This window comes from Terrirhizobium terrae, assembly GCF_030323265.1.
Classification (GTDB): domain Bacteria; phylum Pseudomonadota; class Alphaproteobacteria; order Rhizobiales; family Rhizobiaceae; genus Neorhizobium.
Genome location: NZ_CP104990.1, coordinates 151,024 through 167,654, shown reverse-complemented (window position 1 = coordinate 167,654; position 16,631 = coordinate 151,024). Strand labels below are relative to the sequence as shown.

General features: G+C 56.8%; 9 protein-coding genes and 4 pseudogenes. 2 read left to right on the top strand and 11 right to left on the bottom strand.

Features of this window, described 5'->3' with window-relative positions:
- Positions 1-187 precede the first annotated feature (187 nt).
- The 11 genes and pseudogenes from N7E02_RS00790 to N7E02_RS00740 form a co-directional block, all read right to left on the bottom strand.
- A complete protein-coding gene (locus N7E02_RS00790) occupies positions 188-580 on the bottom strand; it encodes a GlcG/HbpS family heme-binding protein (protein ID WP_286578222.1) in 393 nt (130 codons plus the stop codon).
- Positions 581-769: 189 nt separating this feature from the next.
- Positions 770-1,351, bottom strand: a complete 582-nt coding sequence (locus N7E02_RS00785; protein WP_286578221.1) for a response regulator transcription factor — start codon at positions 1,349-1,351, stop codon at positions 770-772.
- Positions 1,348-2,859 carry a sensor histidine kinase gene (locus tag N7E02_RS00780; protein WP_286578220.1) on the bottom strand — a complete coding sequence of 504 codons (1,512 nt, stop codon included), beginning with the start codon at positions 2,857-2,859 and terminating at the stop codon, positions 1,348-1,350. Before N7E02_RS00780 ends, N7E02_RS00785 begins: the two co-directional genes overlap by 4 nt.
- Before the next feature lie 202 nt (positions 2,860-3,061).
- A complete protein-coding gene (locus N7E02_RS00775; protein WP_286578219.1) occupies positions 3,062-3,853 on the bottom strand; it encodes a c-type cytochrome in 792 nt (263 codons plus the stop codon).
- A pseudogene (locus tag N7E02_RS00770) lies at positions 3,850-5,474 on the bottom strand (b(o/a)3-type cytochrome-c oxidase subunit 1). The gene N7E02_RS00775 and the pseudogene N7E02_RS00770 overlap by 4 nt, the downstream one beginning before the upstream one ends.
- The gene (locus N7E02_RS00765; RefSeq protein WP_286578218.1) at positions 5,464-6,027 is read right to left on the bottom strand and encodes a cupredoxin domain-containing protein; all 564 of its coding nucleotides are present in this window, start codon (positions 6,025-6,027) and stop codon (positions 5,464-5,466) included. Before N7E02_RS00765 ends, N7E02_RS00770 begins: the two are co-directional and overlap by 11 nt.
- Positions 6,028-6,212: 185 nt before the next feature.
- Positions 6,213-7,481 (bottom strand): cytochrome c, encoded by a 1,269-nt coding sequence (locus tag N7E02_RS00760; protein ID WP_286578217.1) that lies wholly within the window; start codon positions 7,479-7,481, stop codon positions 6,213-6,215.
- Positions 7,478-8,193 (bottom strand): annotated as a pseudogene (locus N7E02_RS00755) (c-type cytochrome). The gene N7E02_RS00760 and the pseudogene N7E02_RS00755 overlap by 4 nt, the downstream one beginning before the upstream one ends.
- A 309-nt stretch (positions 8,194-8,502) precedes the next feature.
- Positions 8,503-10,460: pseudogene (gene fhuB, locus N7E02_RS00750) on the bottom strand (Fe(3+)-hydroxamate ABC transporter permease FhuB).
- A pseudogene (locus N7E02_RS00745) lies at positions 10,457-11,229 on the bottom strand (iron-siderophore ABC transporter substrate-binding protein). The pseudogenes fhuB and N7E02_RS00745 overlap by 4 nt, the downstream one beginning before the upstream one ends.
- Before the next feature lie 127 nt (positions 11,230-11,356).
- Positions 11,357-13,477 carry a TonB-dependent siderophore receptor gene (locus N7E02_RS00740; RefSeq protein WP_286578216.1) on the bottom strand — a complete coding sequence of 707 codons (2,121 nt, stop codon included), beginning with the start codon at positions 13,475-13,477 and terminating at the stop codon, positions 11,357-11,359.
- A gap of 143 nt (positions 13,478-13,620) precedes the next feature.
- Between N7E02_RS00740 and N7E02_RS00735 the strand changes: the two genes are divergently transcribed.
- Positions 13,621-14,577, top strand: coding sequence for a LysR family transcriptional regulator (locus N7E02_RS00735; RefSeq protein WP_286578215.1), 957 nt, complete (start codon positions 13,621-13,623; stop codon positions 14,575-14,577).
- A 413-nt stretch (positions 14,578-14,990) separates the two neighbouring features.
- Complete coding sequence (locus N7E02_RS00730) at positions 14,991-16,583, top strand: MFS transporter (protein WP_286578214.1); 1,593 nt, start codon at positions 14,991-14,993, stop codon at positions 16,581-16,583.
- The last annotated feature ends 48 nt before the right edge of the window (positions 16,584-16,631 follow it).

The following is a 16,631-nucleotide window of genomic DNA, read 5'->3' as shown; positions in this document are numbered from 1 at the left end:
TTTCTACCGGAAACCGACTGAAAGACCGCGCACAACCAAGGGCGCCTTTGAAATCCGAGTTGCTCGCTGAAAACTGATAATCAAGGTGACACCGCATACGAGATGCGGTGTCACCATAGCCTTCAATGCCCGCGTCTCGATCAAGACGACGCCCAAGAAGGTGGCCTTGGGCGATCGATGATCGCCGCTACTTCAGGCGATCGGCATACTTCTCGATAGCCTTGTTTGCGCAAGCCTCGTCCAGATTGCCGCCAGGAGCACCTGCTACGCCGATTGCGCCGATCGTTTCCTTGCCCGACTTGACCGGGACGCCACCCGCCAAAACCAGAAAGCCCGGAATATCGACCAAGCCGGCGGCTACGGGATTGTTTTTAACCGCATCAGCCATAGCGCTGGTTGGATTGCGTGACGAGGACGAGGTGAACGCTTTAGCCGTCGCGGCACCGGCGGTATGGGTGCCGGCAGCCTCAGCACGGACCAGAGCCAGCGGGACGCCGGCGCGATCCACTACCGAAGCGGTTACGTTGTAACCCTCCGCGGAGCAGGCAGCAACGGCCGACTGGGCGATTTCGACTGCCAACCCGGTGCCTATGCTTTTCTGGCTTACGGTATCCTGAGCAAATGTAGGGACAGCTAGGACGGCAACGAACGCGGTTGAAAGAAGGACGTGTTTCATTTTTTCTCCAGGGTGTCGAGTTTCCTCTTGGAGAACTTAAACCGTCATAGGTCTTGTAAAAATTGGGGCTTTCACGGAGCCGCATCCGTATAATTACGGATACCCGGCCAGCCAGAGACGCGTTTGCTCTGCCACAGCGTGTGTGCCCAATTTGACGGCCACGCTTGCGCGATGGCTATCAACGGTTCTTGCTGAGATCTCCAAAGCAGTTGCGATTTCCTTGGTGCCGAGGCCTTTCGATACGAGTTCCACAACCTCACGCTCGCGAGCTGTAAGCTGATCTAAAAGTGAGCGAACTTCGCCACGTCCAATGATCTCAGCCAGCTGATTTTCGCACTGCGTTATGGCATCCATAAGCACGTGTTCATCGACAGGCTTCGCGAAGAAATCCGTCACGCCAGCTTTGAAAGCGCGACGACAGGCTTCGACATCTCCGTGACCGGTTATCATTATCACGGGCCAATCGATCTTTAGCTCTTCAAGCTTGCTCAAAAGCTGCAAACCGCTCGTTGTCGGCATCCGGAGATCTGAAATTACGATGCCGGGCTTGGTTTTGTCGACATGCGCAAGGAAATGAATGGCATCAGGAAATCCGGCGACCTCCTTACCATATGTCGTAAGCAGGAGCGTGAGCGCCTCCCGTACCGATCCATCGTCATCGATGAGATAGATCATGCGGCACCTTCCAACGGCAGGCGGATCGTGAAGCATGCGCCGCCATTGTTACGGGCATCGATCGAACCATTCATCATTTCTATCAGGCGGGCGGATAGAGGTAAGCCTAGCCCCATCCCGTCGGCTTTCGTCGTGAAGAACGGCTCGAATATATGCTGCAGCGAAAGCGGCTCGATTCCGGGCCCATTATCGGACACCGTTATCGTGACGAGATTTCCCTCGCCCTCCACTGCGAGGGCTATCTCAGGGTCGGGGAGATGCGCTACTGCATCGGCAGCGTTGCGGATCAGGTTATGTATGACCTGTTGAAAGGCAATGACATCAATCTCAACCCAGATCGGCTTCTCCGGGAAGTTTACGTGAAGAGAAATTCCGCGCTGTTCGACATCAGACTCCACGATCCGCAGCGCGCCGCCCAACGCATCGGCAAGGCTTACCTTCTCCATTTGCGCAGCCGCGCCGGAGACATAAGCACGCATGCGGCTAAGAATATCGCCGGCTCGCTTGGCTTCACGGATGTTGGCGTCCAGCGCCTGATCGAGAATATCGGATCGGCCCATCGACATCGCCCGGCGAGCCGCCTGGCTTTGGCTCAACATTGCCGCGACCGGTTGTGCCAATTCGTGGGCTATGCCGGAAGCCAATTCGCCGAGCGCGTTGACGCGCCCGGCATGCGCAAGCTTTGCGTTCTGCTCAAGCAGCATCGCTCGTCGTTCATGCCTACGGCGCTCCCTGCTTGCCTCCAAATAGAGTACGAAAAGCCAAGCAGTTCCAGCTAATATCAGGAGGATTGGCACAACAAGTCTCGGTGGGAGCAGCTCCAAGACACCGAAGCTGCGCCCGACCTGCAGCCTCACGGGCTGATGGGCATTGTTGGATACCTGATATTTTTCCGCGGAGATGAGCGACCTTCCAACCGCCTGGTGAGAGGAGATCACCTGATCTCCCAACAGCAACGTCACGGAATATTCGGGAGGAAAGTCATCAACACCCAGCAACTCGTCGGCATCTATACGCAGTCGCAACATCCGATCCGGAGCCACGAGCTTAAAGATGTCATAGGCATTGGCGGATGCCGTGGCCCTTGTCACCACTTCTCCCACCTGCCCCAAAGTCGGCAGGCCGTCGGAATCGCGTACCAACTCGACGGCGGGCTTTTTAGCGGCTCCATACGAGACGGTGCTCACATCTTGTCCACGGATCCGTAATGTCGCGATCTCTTTGATCCGCGGGTACCGAGTGACGATGTTATCCGCTAGCCCTTGAATGTTAGACGACGGCTCGTCCGGTGACATTCTCACCATAGCCCCCAACGCTGACAGATGCGCGTCGTGTTGAGCTAATCTTTCAGCCAACAACAGATTTGTTGCACGGACCTGCTCCGAAAGCTCCGCCACTCCCCATCGATACTGATAGGTGGCGAGCAGGCATAATGCGGCGATAGCGGCAACTGCCCACGCCGCGAGAGCCTTGGGGAGAAGGTTCTTCGAGGGTAGAAAAGGTCTCATATCCGTTGCCGTCTGTAGGCCGAAGGACCCAGTTCAGAATCGGTAACTGTTCCGGATGCGCTTCAGCTGGCTGGTTAGGGCAACCATTTAGCCCAATATTCGGTCGACGTCAGCCCTCTAGCTGGCCTATCTAGATACGAACGCTGTGTCCGCGGGTAACCTTCCTCAGACTGCAAAGCGTCCCGCCATTGGATCTGAGGATCTATTGGAACGAGGCATAATAGGCAGCAGCAGCCCTGATTTCTTCCGGCGTCATAGCCCGCGCCACGTTTCTCATCTGCTGGCTGGTATCGTTTCTGCGGGCACCCGATGCGAACGCGTTCAATTGCGCCTCAATATAGGTCGCCGACTGCCCGTTGAGCCAAGGACTGCCTTCCTTCCTCTCTATTCCGCCGTGGCACGAGCCACAAGGGGCGATGCCACGCATCGGCGCGCCATTCGCGACAATCAGTGGCACTGGCGTGGAACCAGCGCCCTGTTTGGATGGAAGCCGCGGGAGGTAGGCGTAGTAGGATGCCAAATCGAGCATATCCTGCTCCGACATGTTCACCGCGAACGGGCTCATGGTCGCGTTCACCCGGGCGCCGGATTTGAAGTCGTGTAGTTGCTTGTAGATAACCGCAGCATACTGGCCAGCAAGGTTCGGAGAGTCGGCCCGGCTCACCCCTTCAGGGCCGTGACAGATCGCGCATTGCTGCGCGAGCGTTGCGCCACGCCCGATCGAAACGGCTTCCGGCGATCTGAGCCCTGCGACATCGAAGGTTGCGGAAGATACCTTGAATTCGGGCACGATAACATCTGTCGCCGACCGGCTGACCGGAAAGCCCGCAGCACTGCAGATGGCGTCCCACAAGCTTGCGAAGCGACTATCCTCATCTGCGTATGGCAGCAGGAGAAACCCGATTATGGCCGAAAGCAGAAAGATGATGACCGTTAGGGCGACACTCGTCGAAAACCAACGGTTGGCTAAACTGAAAAGGCGCTCTCCGTTCATTTTTGCACCCCAACGTAAATTGCCGGAACGGAGGTGTCACTGCGGAAGGCTAGCTGAAGGATCGGGAACCCGTAGTTGGTTGCCGTCAAACCGATCATCAGCGCGACCCACAGGCCATGACTGTTTAAGGCAACAGGCACACGTTGCGGCGGATGAACTGCGACTGCGAACTGATATTCACCTGGGTTTGCGATCGGCGATCGATGTCCACGGATCAGCACGACAAAGAACAAGATCGCTGAGACGACCAGGATTAGCCCGCCGACCGCCGAGAGGACAACCGGCATCGCTTGATCGGCAACGGCAGGATGCGAATAGTCGTAGTAGGCCATTCGCCTCGGCATCCCCAGTATCCCGACATAGTGCCAAGGAAATGTGGTGACGATCATTCCGATGAACCAAAGCCATAGCTGGAGCCGCATAAGCGAGAGATCTTGCAATTTCCGCCCGGTGAGATGGGGCCAAAGATCATAGGCAATCACGAAGTACATGATGACGATCGCGCCGCCGAAGATCAGGTGGAAATGTCCTGTGATCCACTGGGTATTATGGATCGACGCATCAAGCTGATAGCTCATGTTGATCAACCCGCCTGCGCCGCCGAACCCCAACATGATGAAGGAGAATGCGACCGCAAGCATGGTCGGATTACGCCAAGGTAGCGCCACTAGCCACCCGAATGCTCCGCGACCTCCACGCAATCTCCCGGCAATCTCGACGGAGGCGCATATCGTGAACACCGTGAGCAAGGTTGGCAGTGCAACGATTGCCGTGAAAGCTGAATGAATGAACTTGAAGCCAGCGCCGACCATCGGATCTGCGAACGTGTGATGTATGCCGATCGGCATGGCCACGACGAGGAAGAGCACGAAAGATATCCGAGCCATCGAGTCACTGTAGAGCTTCCCCCGATCGCCCTCGGAACGATCGTGTAGTAGGCGATATAGGTCGGGAACAGCCAGAAATAGACGATGGCATGCAGGGTCCAAGAGAAGAATACTCGAGCAAGGCCAGCGTCGATTGTCGAGCGAAGTCCGACTGCTACAGGAATTATTTGAAAAATAAGCTCAAGCGAGGCACCGACGGCAGTCCATCCCCACAGAAAGGATCCGGCGACATTCGCATACATCGCCAACGGGACCGGCGCTCCCGGGTTGGAGCGCTTCCATCGGGCGAGGTTGATGGGCATCAACGCCACCCAAATCCATGACCCGACCACAACGAGTACGACCCCTATATAGTAGAAGGGGTTGCCGATCATCGGCGGATAGAAGGTATACAGAACGGAAGCAAGGCCGGCAGACACAGGGATCATCGCCATTATGGCCCCGACGAGGATCATCCAGATGCCCGTCCAGGCCCAGCGGATGCCGTAGAGTGTCGTCTTCAGCGCGCTCTCAGTGATGGCATAGCCAAATCCCATCGCAATCAGCGTTGGGAAAACGTAGCCCATGATAGTTCCATGGGCTGTTACCGACCGATAGTACCACTCGGGGTTACCGATCCACGACGCCAATGGGCTACGGATGAACATTTGCCATGCGCCCAGCAACAGCGCGAAACCGAACACGCCAAAGGCAAACCAGAAATGTGCGAGGATTAGACGTCGACTATTTAACACAGCTGATCCTCTGCTTGCCTGCTGAAAGCGCCTTGAATTCTTCGCGCTCGACGACCTTCACCATCGCCCACATTCCTTCGTGTCCCACGCTGCAGAACTCCTGGCACGGCATCAGGTGATCACCGGTTTTGGGAAAACGCGCCACTTGCTCCGAGACGTATCCGGGAACAAGCATCGCATTGACGTTGGTCTGCTGGATGATGAGGCCATGGACGACATCGGCGCTCGTTCCTCTGATCGTCACTTTCGTCTCGACCGGCACGACGATGCATTGAGGGGTGAAGGAGTATTGTTGAGCTACGACCCGCAGCGTAACGGAACCGTCAGGCTCTACGGCAGACCCGAGGTTCGTTTCGACAAACTCACCGGATAAATGAATTCTCTCCGGATCGATTAGCTCGACCCGACTTTGGGGCATCGTCGCTTGATGTATGCCCGCAACGGCGGCCATAGCGGTCAGGAAAACGATGATGAGAATTGAGATTGCCGCCCACCGCCGCTCTATCTTCTCAGCGACAGCAGCGCTTTCAGATCGGTGCTCGCCAACGGTCATGGTGCGGCACCCCTTGGGAGAAATACGAGCCAGTAGAACAGGAGCCACATGGCGACAACAACGAAGGTCGCTATTCCCGCTACAACTATCGCGCCATGAGGTCCGCTCGTCACGATCGAGATCGACTCTCGCGTCATGCACACCAGGATCTCGATCTGGACCTTCTGTGTTAATCATTGTTTTCCTCACTGAAGCGGTGCTGACCGCAGCTGATTGGCTTCCGCGGCACTCACCGGTGCGCCGGCATTTCCCCATGACGTGCGGATGTAGCTGACAACTGCCGCAACCTCGTCGTCCGAGAGGCTAATCGAGAACGGCGGCATTCCGTGCGGCATCGGATTGCCGTAAGTGCCGGGCGGATAGCCACCATTGAGGACCATACGAATTGCGTTGACGGCAGAATCCATTTGGATCGACTGATTGCCCGCGAGTGGAGGATAATGGGGCGGCCTGCCCTCGCCGTTTACGCCATGGCAGCTTGCGCAGTCGCGGTCGTACACGGCCTTCCCGAGGCTCAAGAGAAGACTGCTTTCGGCATGCGGAAGCCGCGAGGTTACTGGTTTCGGACTGTCTTGAGCGATGCTCTTGAGGTAGACGGCCATAGCCTTGGTGTCGGCATCGTTCAGGTACTGAAGACTGTTGTAGACGACGTCCGCCATCGGCCCGTAAACCGCACCGCGGTGGGAAATTCCCTTCTGCAAGAGATCGGTGATCTCTTCGATACTCCATAGCCCGAGACCGGCTTCCTTGTTGGACGTCAGAGACGGCGCGTACCAATTCTGGTTCGGGATCAGGCCGCCCTTGAAGGCGTCGGACTCCGAGTTTCCGCCAAGTGCATTGATCGGCGTGTGGCACATGCCACAATGGCCCAGGCCCTCGACAAGGTAAGCGCCCCTGTTCCACTCAGCCGACATCGCCGGGTCGGGCTTGTAGGTGCCCTGGCTGAAAAAGAGTGTTCTCCAGCCCAGGATGAGAGTCCTGTTATTGTAGGGGAAGTCCAGATCGTGCTCCCTATTCTCCCTGGAGACAGGCTCAATGGAGCGCAGATACGCATAGATCGCATCACTGTCTTCACGAGTGACCTTGGTATAGGAAGCGAAGGGCATTGCCGGATAGAGAAGACCTCCATCCGGAAACCGCCCTTCATGCATGGTCCTGTAGAAGTCGTCAGCTGTCCACTTCCCGATCCCGGTTTCCGGATCAGGCGTTATGTTCGAGGTGTATATCGTACCGAACGGCGTAGGCATCGCCCGTCCCCCGGCGAAAACCTTTCCCTCGGGAGCGGTGTGGCAAGCGATACAATCGCCTGCGCGTGCCAGATACTCACCCTTCTCGATGATATTAGACGGGTTGCGGTCTTCCGCCTTTGCCTCGGTTCCCAGACAGATGCCGAGGAGAGCAGCTACAGCAGACCGGAAAACCAGCTCAGAAGTTCGTGCCAGGGAGCGTTTCATTGCTGCACCTCCGATGGCTGGCTGCCGCATGCGAGAGGTAGCGAGAAGCTCCCGACAGCTGCGGGCACAGGGTTTTCGGGTGCAGGTAAGGACGCCAGCCAGGCGGCTAGCGCGCGAACATCGTTCTCCGTCAGGTGTCCCGCGACAATCTGCATACAGTCAGGTGACAAAGCCGTGCGTGTTCCATAGCGCCAGCCACCGAGTTGAGCGCTCAGATAGCTGGCCCTCAGCCCTAAGAGACCGGGAATGCCGGGCTCCTGCCCTGTGAGTGAAGAGCCATGGCAAGCCACGCAGGCAGGAATACCACGATCAATGTCGCCAGCTGTAGCGAGCATACGACCGTGATCCTTGACGGCGTCGCTCACCACGATCGGGTCCGGCGGGGGCTGTGGCGGACGTTGTTCCGCAAAATATTCGGCAATCTGTTTCAGGTAAGGATCCGGCAGAAACTGCAGGAGATAATTCATCGGCGGGTACTTTCGCCGACCGTTCCTGAAGGCAACGAGTTGGTTATAGAGGTAGCCGGAAGGCTTCCTGCCAATCTGGGGAAGTAAGGATCGTTCGTGCCCTTACCCTGCGCTCCGTGGCACGGCGTGCAAGCCTGTACCCGCTCCGCCATGCCTTGAGTATCCGCGGTCTGCGCTTCCACCGTCGCAATGCTGGTGAGAAGCGTGATGGAACAGAGACCTATGAATAGGATCTGGGTCTTCATGGCACACCGATGCTGCAGGCAAACGAGCGCCTCCACTGAAACGTGGCGACAACCTGTGCCTTTCGAAGAACGTGCCTCACCAAAGACGCTGGTGTCAGGCGCTGGAAATCACTGAAACAATCAATACAACACGTAACACATGATCATATTACTACGACACATATACGAATGTATACGTGCATTCGCCCGAGACCTTGCCCGTATTAGACCTATTCGACAGCGGTAGCGGTCTCCTCCTCACTCACAGGTGAATAGATGCTCGGCTGCGCCAAGGCCTTCAGCCTCAATGACGACGATCGCGATGAATGTTCATCTTCGACTAACTAGCCAGATGAGGTACGGAGCCCCGACCATCGCGGCGAAGAGCCCTAGCGGCAACTCGTAGGGGAATGTGACTGTCCTTGCCCCGAAATCGGCAAAAGCCATGATCAATGCCCCCAAAACGAAAGATGATACCAGATGGTCTCGTGCGGACACGAACCCAGCCCGCATCACAATATGGGGCGCGATAAGCCCCACGAAACTTAAAGGTCCGACGAGCACCGACGCTGCGCCGGTTGAGAGGCCACACAACGCAAGTATGGTCACCCTGCTGCTCACGATCGGGATACCGAGACTGTGCGCAGTGGCTTGACCTAGCGGGAGGACAGTCAGCCAACGGACAAGCGTAATCGTACCGAGCATGACCAGAATCGACAGGGTCGCGAGGAGGATCGCAGTGGCAGGGGTTGCGGCGGAGGCTGAACCACCGATCCAAGCGAGAATCTGCCATGCTCGTTGATCTCCCGCAGCCATGAGGACCGCCAACATCGATGAGCTCAAGGAACTGACCGCAATCCCCGCCAGAAGCAGCTTTTCCGGAGGGAGATTGTGGCTGCGAGCAAAAGCCAACACGACCGACATAGCCGCCAGCCCTCCCAGCGCCGCTCCAATGACGAGGCTGTAAGGGCCGCCCGCGGGAACGAGAGTCAGCGAGGCCGCAAACCCGAGCCCCGCACCACCACTCACCCCAATTACTTCTGGGCTGGCCATTGGGTTTCCGGTCATCCGCTGTAGGATTGCCCCCGTCAGCGCCAAAAGGCCTCCTGCTCCCGCGGCGGCCAATAAGCGGGGCCAGCGCAACTGAAGAAGTTCTCCCGCTTCAGTATAGGACAGGACGCGCCAGATCTGTCCATCGTTGCCGACAAAAAACGCCAGGGCCAGAATGATCGGGAGGAAGGCTAGGAATCCGGCCATACCGCTTGCAAATTGGAGACGTCGCGTGTTGCCATGAGATGGGGCCGTTGCCGGCAGCGTTCGCACTTTAGGCAACAGCCATAGTAATACAGGACCGCCTATCAGTGCGGTGACGGAACCGGTAGGGAAAGTCTCGCCGGTCGCGCCAGATACCGCCTGCACCGCTCCATCACATAGCCAGAGGAACAAACCGCCTGCCAAGGGGAAAGTGCGAGTACGGCTGACGGCCTGCGTATGCCACATCCGCGCACGATTGCGGAGGCGGCCAATCCGACAAAACTGACCAAGCCGACGTTTGCGGCAACCAAGCCAGCTAAAACCGTAGCAACGATCGCGGCCGCCAATCTTATACCGCGCAGGCTGACACCGAGGGACGTGGCGCTGGCGTCACCAAGTCCCAACAGCAATAAGGGTCGGACAAGCAGCAGCGCAAAAGCCATGCCAATCACAAGCTCGATTGACAGCGCATTGAATGCAGACCAGTCCTGCTGGCTCAACGAGCCACCGTTCCACGTTATAAGCGACATCAAATACTCGCCCTGAGCGAGAGTGAGCGCAGATGACAAGGCAACAGCCGTGACACCGACCAGCATGCCGGACACGACCATGGTGACTGGCTCGAAGGCGGATCTCCAACCGAGCGCAAAGACGATCGTTGCGGCAGCACCAGCACCCGACAGGGCGACCAGAGTGCGACTGCCATCCAGGAACTCCGGGAAGAAAAGCGTCGCTACCACGATCGTGAGCTGTGCGCCGGCAGATATGCCGAGCGTTGATGGATCCGCAATTGGGTTGCGCAATAACTGCTGAAGCAGTGCTCCCGATAGCCCCAATGCGGCACCGGCGACTACCGCAACCCCGGCTCTCGGGAAAATTCCATAGAGAAGTATGATCTCGTCGAGTGTTGATGGTCCATAACCGAAAAGGGCATCGGGCCAATCCGATATCCTCAAATGCTGGCTCGCAGTTAGCAAGAAGAGAACCAACGCACTGAGAAGTGCGGTTCCGCCAACGATGACCGCCTGTCTCATTGCTCTTGCCCGCCCTCGGCCAACAGTGCCTCACTGAGGAGGCGGGCAAACCGCATCCCCGCAATCACGCCGCCGTAGGGATTGATGTTATCGAGCATCAAGATCCTGTGCTCCTTAACCGGAACTAGAGAGTTCCAGATCATGCTGGTCTTCAAGCCACTTCGCGCTTCGACAGGTATCTCGGAAACGATGACAATGCGCGCATCTTCTCGGGCGGCCAGTTGTTCGATTGGTACAGGAGCCGCGAAAGTATAGCGGGACCTATCTGTCCATGCGTTCTGCAGACCCATTCTGGAAAGAACATTGCCGAACATGCTATCCGACCCGAATACGCGAACATGCCGGGCATCGCCTACATTGACGAGATAGAACGGCCTGCCAGCAAATTGCGCGAGACTTTCGCGATACTCCTTCAACTGGGCCTCAATGCCTGCAAGCACCTTTGATGCTTCATCCTGCCTGTGCAGTCGCTCTGAGAGACGTTGGATGGCCGAAACAGCTTTTTCAAATGGCGGCTCGCCTCGTATGTAGAAAGGCAACGAGATGATCGGCGCGATCCGCTCCAAAGCGGCCTGATGCCGTGTGTAGAATGGAGAAAGCAGGATCAAATCGGGCTTTAAGAGCTGAAGAAGCTCGAAGTTGGGGTGCCCCGCAGACCGAGATCTATCACGGTCTGAGGGATTTCCGGCTCAATGGCATCCTTGCGGAACTGAATAAGTTCAGTCGCAGCCACGGGCATCACGCCCAGGGATATCGCGGTTTCGAGCATCGCCCAGTCGATTGCGGCAAGTCGCGGCTCGCCTACGGCCAAGGCCCTGCCACCGACCAAAGAAGCAGCGACGCCGAGAACGAATTCTCGACGCCCCAAATGCACCGGTGATTTAAGATCCAAGGGTTTACCAGGTATAGCTGAGCTTCCCTATGACAGTGCGACCATCACCGTAGTAGCAGCCGAACGTGCTGCAGCTCGCAACATATTTTTCATCGCCAAGGTTTTGGAAATTAAGCGATCCCTTGATGTTATCCTTGCGATAGGTCAGCGCGGCATCGAACAAGGTCACACCATCCAGGTCGAAAGTGTTGGCACTGTTTCCAAAACGCTGCCCCACGTAGCGAACGCCGCCACCAATACCAAACCCGTTGAGGGCAGTATCTTCCTGGAAGGTATAATTTACCCACAAGCTTGCGGCGTTACGTGGAACGTTCTCGACGCGATTGCCGTCATCAGCGCCCGCGCCGATTTCAGCATCGGTGTAAGTATATGCGGCCCGCAGGTCGAGACCTTGAGACAGGCTAATCACGCCCTCAAGCTCGACGCCTTTGACACGCACTTCACCGATCTGCTGTGTAACACCTTCAACGGTACGGAGCACATTGGTCTGCTTAAGGTCATATACGGCAGCTGAGAAGAAGCCGTTCCAGCCGTCGGGCTGGTACTTGATCCCCGCTTCCCACTGCTCCCCTTCACTCGGCTTGAAATCCGCGCCTGCCGAGCTCGCGACCGGATCAAAAGACGTCGCGTAGCTAATGTAGGGGGCGATTCCGCCGTCGAACAGATAACTCAGGCCTGCGCGACCGGTCAGCTTGTGGTCGTCCTGATCAAGCGAGCGAGAAACGCCGGTGAGCCCGTTCGTCGTGGAACCGCGCGTCGACGCCCAGTCCTGGCGAAGGCCAAGAGTAGCGCGCCAGTTATCATAGGCCAACTCATCCTGAACATAGATGCCGACCTGTGACAGGTCACTTTTGACCTTGGTATCGAGTGTCGGCGCCAGAAGCGAGATCGGTCCACCGTAGCTCGGATCCAGCACATCGAGCGGTGTCGCGCGGAAGAAACGGGTCCGTACATTGTTGTCGAAGTAGCGATAGTCGAGGCCGAGAAGAACCTTGTGATCGACTGCAGCCGTCGAAAACTCCGCCGTCAAGTTGTTGTCGACGTTAAACGTATTCAGGTTTTCGTCTTGGAAGGTCGCTGTTCGCGCCAGCGTGCGGCCGTCAGCTCCAAGTCCTGCGGACGCCATTCCGAGCGCTTGATAATTCCAGTCGAAATTCGTGTAGCGAAGGTTTTGCCGAAACGTCCATATCTCGCTGAAGCGATGCTCGAACTCATATCCGAAATTGGTCAACGTCCTGCTGGAATCGTCAAAGCTTTCATCGCCGACGAAAAAGTCGCGCGGAAGTTTGAAATCCGAGTTTCCCAGAACGTATTGCGGCGGAAGGCCGGAAGGGCTGCTCGGGTTGTCGTGCTGAACGCTGGCGAGAATGGTGAGCGATGTATCTTCATCCGGCTTCCACGTCAGCGCGGGGGCGATGAAGTATCGGTCATTGTCCAGGTTATCCGTCTGTGCGCCGGCAGTCTTCGCGAGACCTGTCAAACGGTAGGCGAACGCCTCGTGGTTGGGGATCACGCCGCCGAAATCAAAGAAAGCACCGTAATTATCGTAGCTGCCGACCTGCGTTCCGACCTCACCGAAGTTCTCGAACTGCGGACGTTTACTGACCTGATTGATGATGCCGCCCGGATTTCCTTGACCATACATGACGGAGGCAGGACCACGAAGGACATCGACCCGTTCGAGACCGTAGACTTCAACGGTCGGCGCGCCCGCCGTGCGCATCAGCTTGAGGCCATTCAGATATTGCAACTGCCTGCCATCGAAGCCGCGGACGATCGGGGAATCGAAGCGGGGATCGGCCCCAAACGGCTGGCCGACGACGCCTGCACTGTAGTTCAAGGCCTCACCAAGGGTCTGAGCCGCCTGTGCTTCGATCTGATCCCGCGTCACCACAGAAATCGACTGCTGCGTTTCGAGAATAGGCGTTCCCGTCTTGGATGCCGTGGCGCTGGTCTTTGCGACGTATCCGTCAACGGGGCCGCGCGGGTCGCCTTCGCCTTGTCCCTGGATCACGATCGGCGCGAGCGTCGTATCCTGCTGCTCCTGTGCTATCGCTATCCCAGCGCCGGAAACGGCGAACGCGACAGCTGTCGTGACAAGAAGATGGTTTCGAAAAAGCTGCATGCCGCCCCCGCGCGCAAAATCTGGACAAAATCGATCATCTTTCTATCGACAGCGGGGCATCAAATCCAATAAACGAAACCATCTTTTTTCAGAAGCAGCGCTTCTATTAGGTATACCTTGACGATTATAAACGCGGGTTTTCGATGAAAACAACGGGCAGACAGCGTGCGACAAACTTCGAGCTGAGGCACCTGAGATATTTCATCGCTATCGTAGAAGAGCGGAATTTCGAACGCGCCGCCGCAAAGCTCGGCATCGCGCAACCCGGTCTCAGCCAACAGATAATTGCTCTTGAGGCTATTATCGGCCTTCCGTTGCTTGACCGGTCGAAGAGGTCAGTGAACCTTACACCAACCGGGCAAGCTCTCTATGAAGACGCGATGAAGATCGTCGCACAAGCAGATGCTACGCTTGCTCAGCTCAAAAGGGTCGGACGCGGAGAGTCGGGGAGGATCACCGTCGGCTACGTCGCTTCGGCAGCATATTCGGGAATCCTTACAGAATCCATTTCCTCATTTCGACGCGGTTTGCCGGATATCGAACTCCAGCTCGTTGAGATGGAGATGAGACAGCAGCTAGAGCGGATCAAAGATGGGGAGGTCGATTTTGGCTACATCCGCCCTCCTGCTCCAATTTCATCGGAGTTGAGCTCCATGATCGTGTTAAAAGAGCCGTTGGTCATAGCACTGCCTAGCGCACACAGATTGGCGGCCAAGACCGCAATTAGCCTTCCGGACCTCCACTCGGATACATTCATCACCCCGCGCCAACCCTCGGATATCGGTTTCCACGCGAATACTCTGGATGCCTGCGGTGAGGCTGGATTCAAGCCCAAAATCAACGCGACAGGGCGCGACTTCACCACCATTGCCAGCATGATAGCTGTTGGTATCGGGATAGCCTTGGTGCCCAAGAGTTTGGATTGCCTACGGCTACCTGGCGTCCGCTACCTGCCGCTGTTGGACAACGACGTTAAGACCGAACTTGCAGTCGTCTACCGAAAGAATGAAAGCAATCCCGCTGTTAAGGCCTTTATAGCCCACCACCGAGCTGTTCGGGAGGGGGCGCGCCCGTCACCTCGGGCGCAGCGGGAAAATTAGCACACCTTTGTATAACTGCCGGCCCCACCGGCGTTCGAGTTATCTTACACTCGTCGCCAAGTCCTCCCAGCCCCACCGCGGCGACGTGCTCGGGTAAGTCCCCCTCTCGTGACCTGAGCAGCGGACTTTGGTCCGCTTTGCCGCCCCGTGACAGGGGCGGCTTTTTCATGACCAACTTCCTGCAGCTACGATCAAAGCGGCCCAGCGCGACAAGCGGGTAAACCTAAGCTCATCTATCTTCCGTGCTGCAGAGGCTATCTGATCGCACTGTGACACGGTCACTTTAAACTCTCGTTTGAGGCTCTATCCAAAAATCAGGAGATTATCGGAGAGCCTGCAGAAGGGCATTGTTGGCTTCTATCCTGCACCAATTTTCCAGAACATGGGCGGTGCTTCCGTTGGAGAAAGTTTCCATGGCAAACGGCTCGAACTCAGCGACCGCTGTCGCGGTGCCATCAATTGGTGCTGGCGCAATATTATTGCTGTTGGGCGCAATGACAGTCGTCTTGACTGATGCAATCGCCGGAACTGCACTTTCGATGGCTCGTCTGGACATCATGGGCAGCACCCATGCCTCTGCGGACGAATTCGCCAAGCTTGACTATGGTTATACAGCCGCAAAGCTTATCGCTTTCGTCCTAACGCCGTGGCTCGCGGGCGTATTCAACCTCTATCGAAGCGTGCTGTTCGCAGCCGTCATCATGACTGCCGCGTGCTATGGAGCCGCCTACACTGAACACCTCGATCTGATGTTTGCGCTACGACTTGCGCAGGGCCTGAGCGGCGGCGTTTTGCTTGTCGGTGCTCAAGCGCTTCTTTTCCGCGTATTCCCACTGCGGCAACAGCCTGTTGTCCAGAGTTTCTACGCGATCGGTTCGGTGGTCGCCCCTGCGACGCTTGCGCCATACATGCAGGGATGGCTAATCGATCAGATCGATTGGTCCTTTATTTTCCTCTGCTCCGTTCCGTTCGGCATTGCAGGGCTCCTTATGCTTGCGCTGGCTCCACAAGCCGAAGAGGTGGACAGTGCGAAGGTAGAACTCGATCCGTTGGGGCTGGCACTGTTTGCGGTAGCTGCATTTACTCTAACCTTCGTACTCAACCAGGGTAACAGGTGGGATTGGTTCAACGACCGAACAATTATCGTCGCGACAGCAGTTGGACTAACCGCATTAGCGGTTCAGATTCTTCGACAGATATACACTCCCTCCTCTGCGACGCTGTTCAACTTCAAGATTTTCCGGAACGGCAATTTCGACTTCGGTGTAGCCGCCAGTCTCGCCGCGGGTTTCGCGCTGCTCGGTAGCAGCTATGCGATCCCGTCGTTCGCGGTATCTGTCCTCAAGATGACGCCGACTGCGGCCGGCAGCCTGCTGCTTCCGAGCACCCTTTTCTTCATCGGATCGCTATTTCTTACAGCCTTCATCATCCAAAAGCTGAAGCTACCTGGCATCGTCACGGTGCCCTTCGGCATTCTCGGTTTGATGCTGGCGATGTGGCTCTTGTCCGGCTCCAGTAGCGGAAGCGGGATACCCGACATGACGCCGGCAATACTGATCAGAGGCGCAGCTCTCGGCTTCCTGTTTTTGAGCATCACGCTGGTCACAATGATGAGCCTGGACAAGTCGGTTCTTATATTCGGGATTGCTCTATTCAATGTCGGTCGCCAGATGGGTGGCCTCGCCGGGATTTCTTTTCTCCAGACCTTCATCGAAGATCAGACTGCCTACAACCGAGCGATACTCGCTGCCCACATCATGCCGGGACGCCAGGAGGTTATCGACCGGATCGGTTCTCTGGCTCACGTACTCACCGCTCGCGGCATGGAGTCCGGGCTTGCCGTGAAGTCGGCGGCTTCCCTCATCGGAAAGCAGGTGGCTCTCCAGTCGACAACCATAGCCTTCGACACAGCGTTTTTCGCAATCACGCTATTCTTTTTCGGAGCTGCGCCATGCCTTGTCTTATGGAAGATCGCGCTTGGACGCATCCTTCCGCCTAAACAGTGAAATGGCCTTTGATTGGGATATGGTATCTTCCTGTATAGTGTCTGCGTC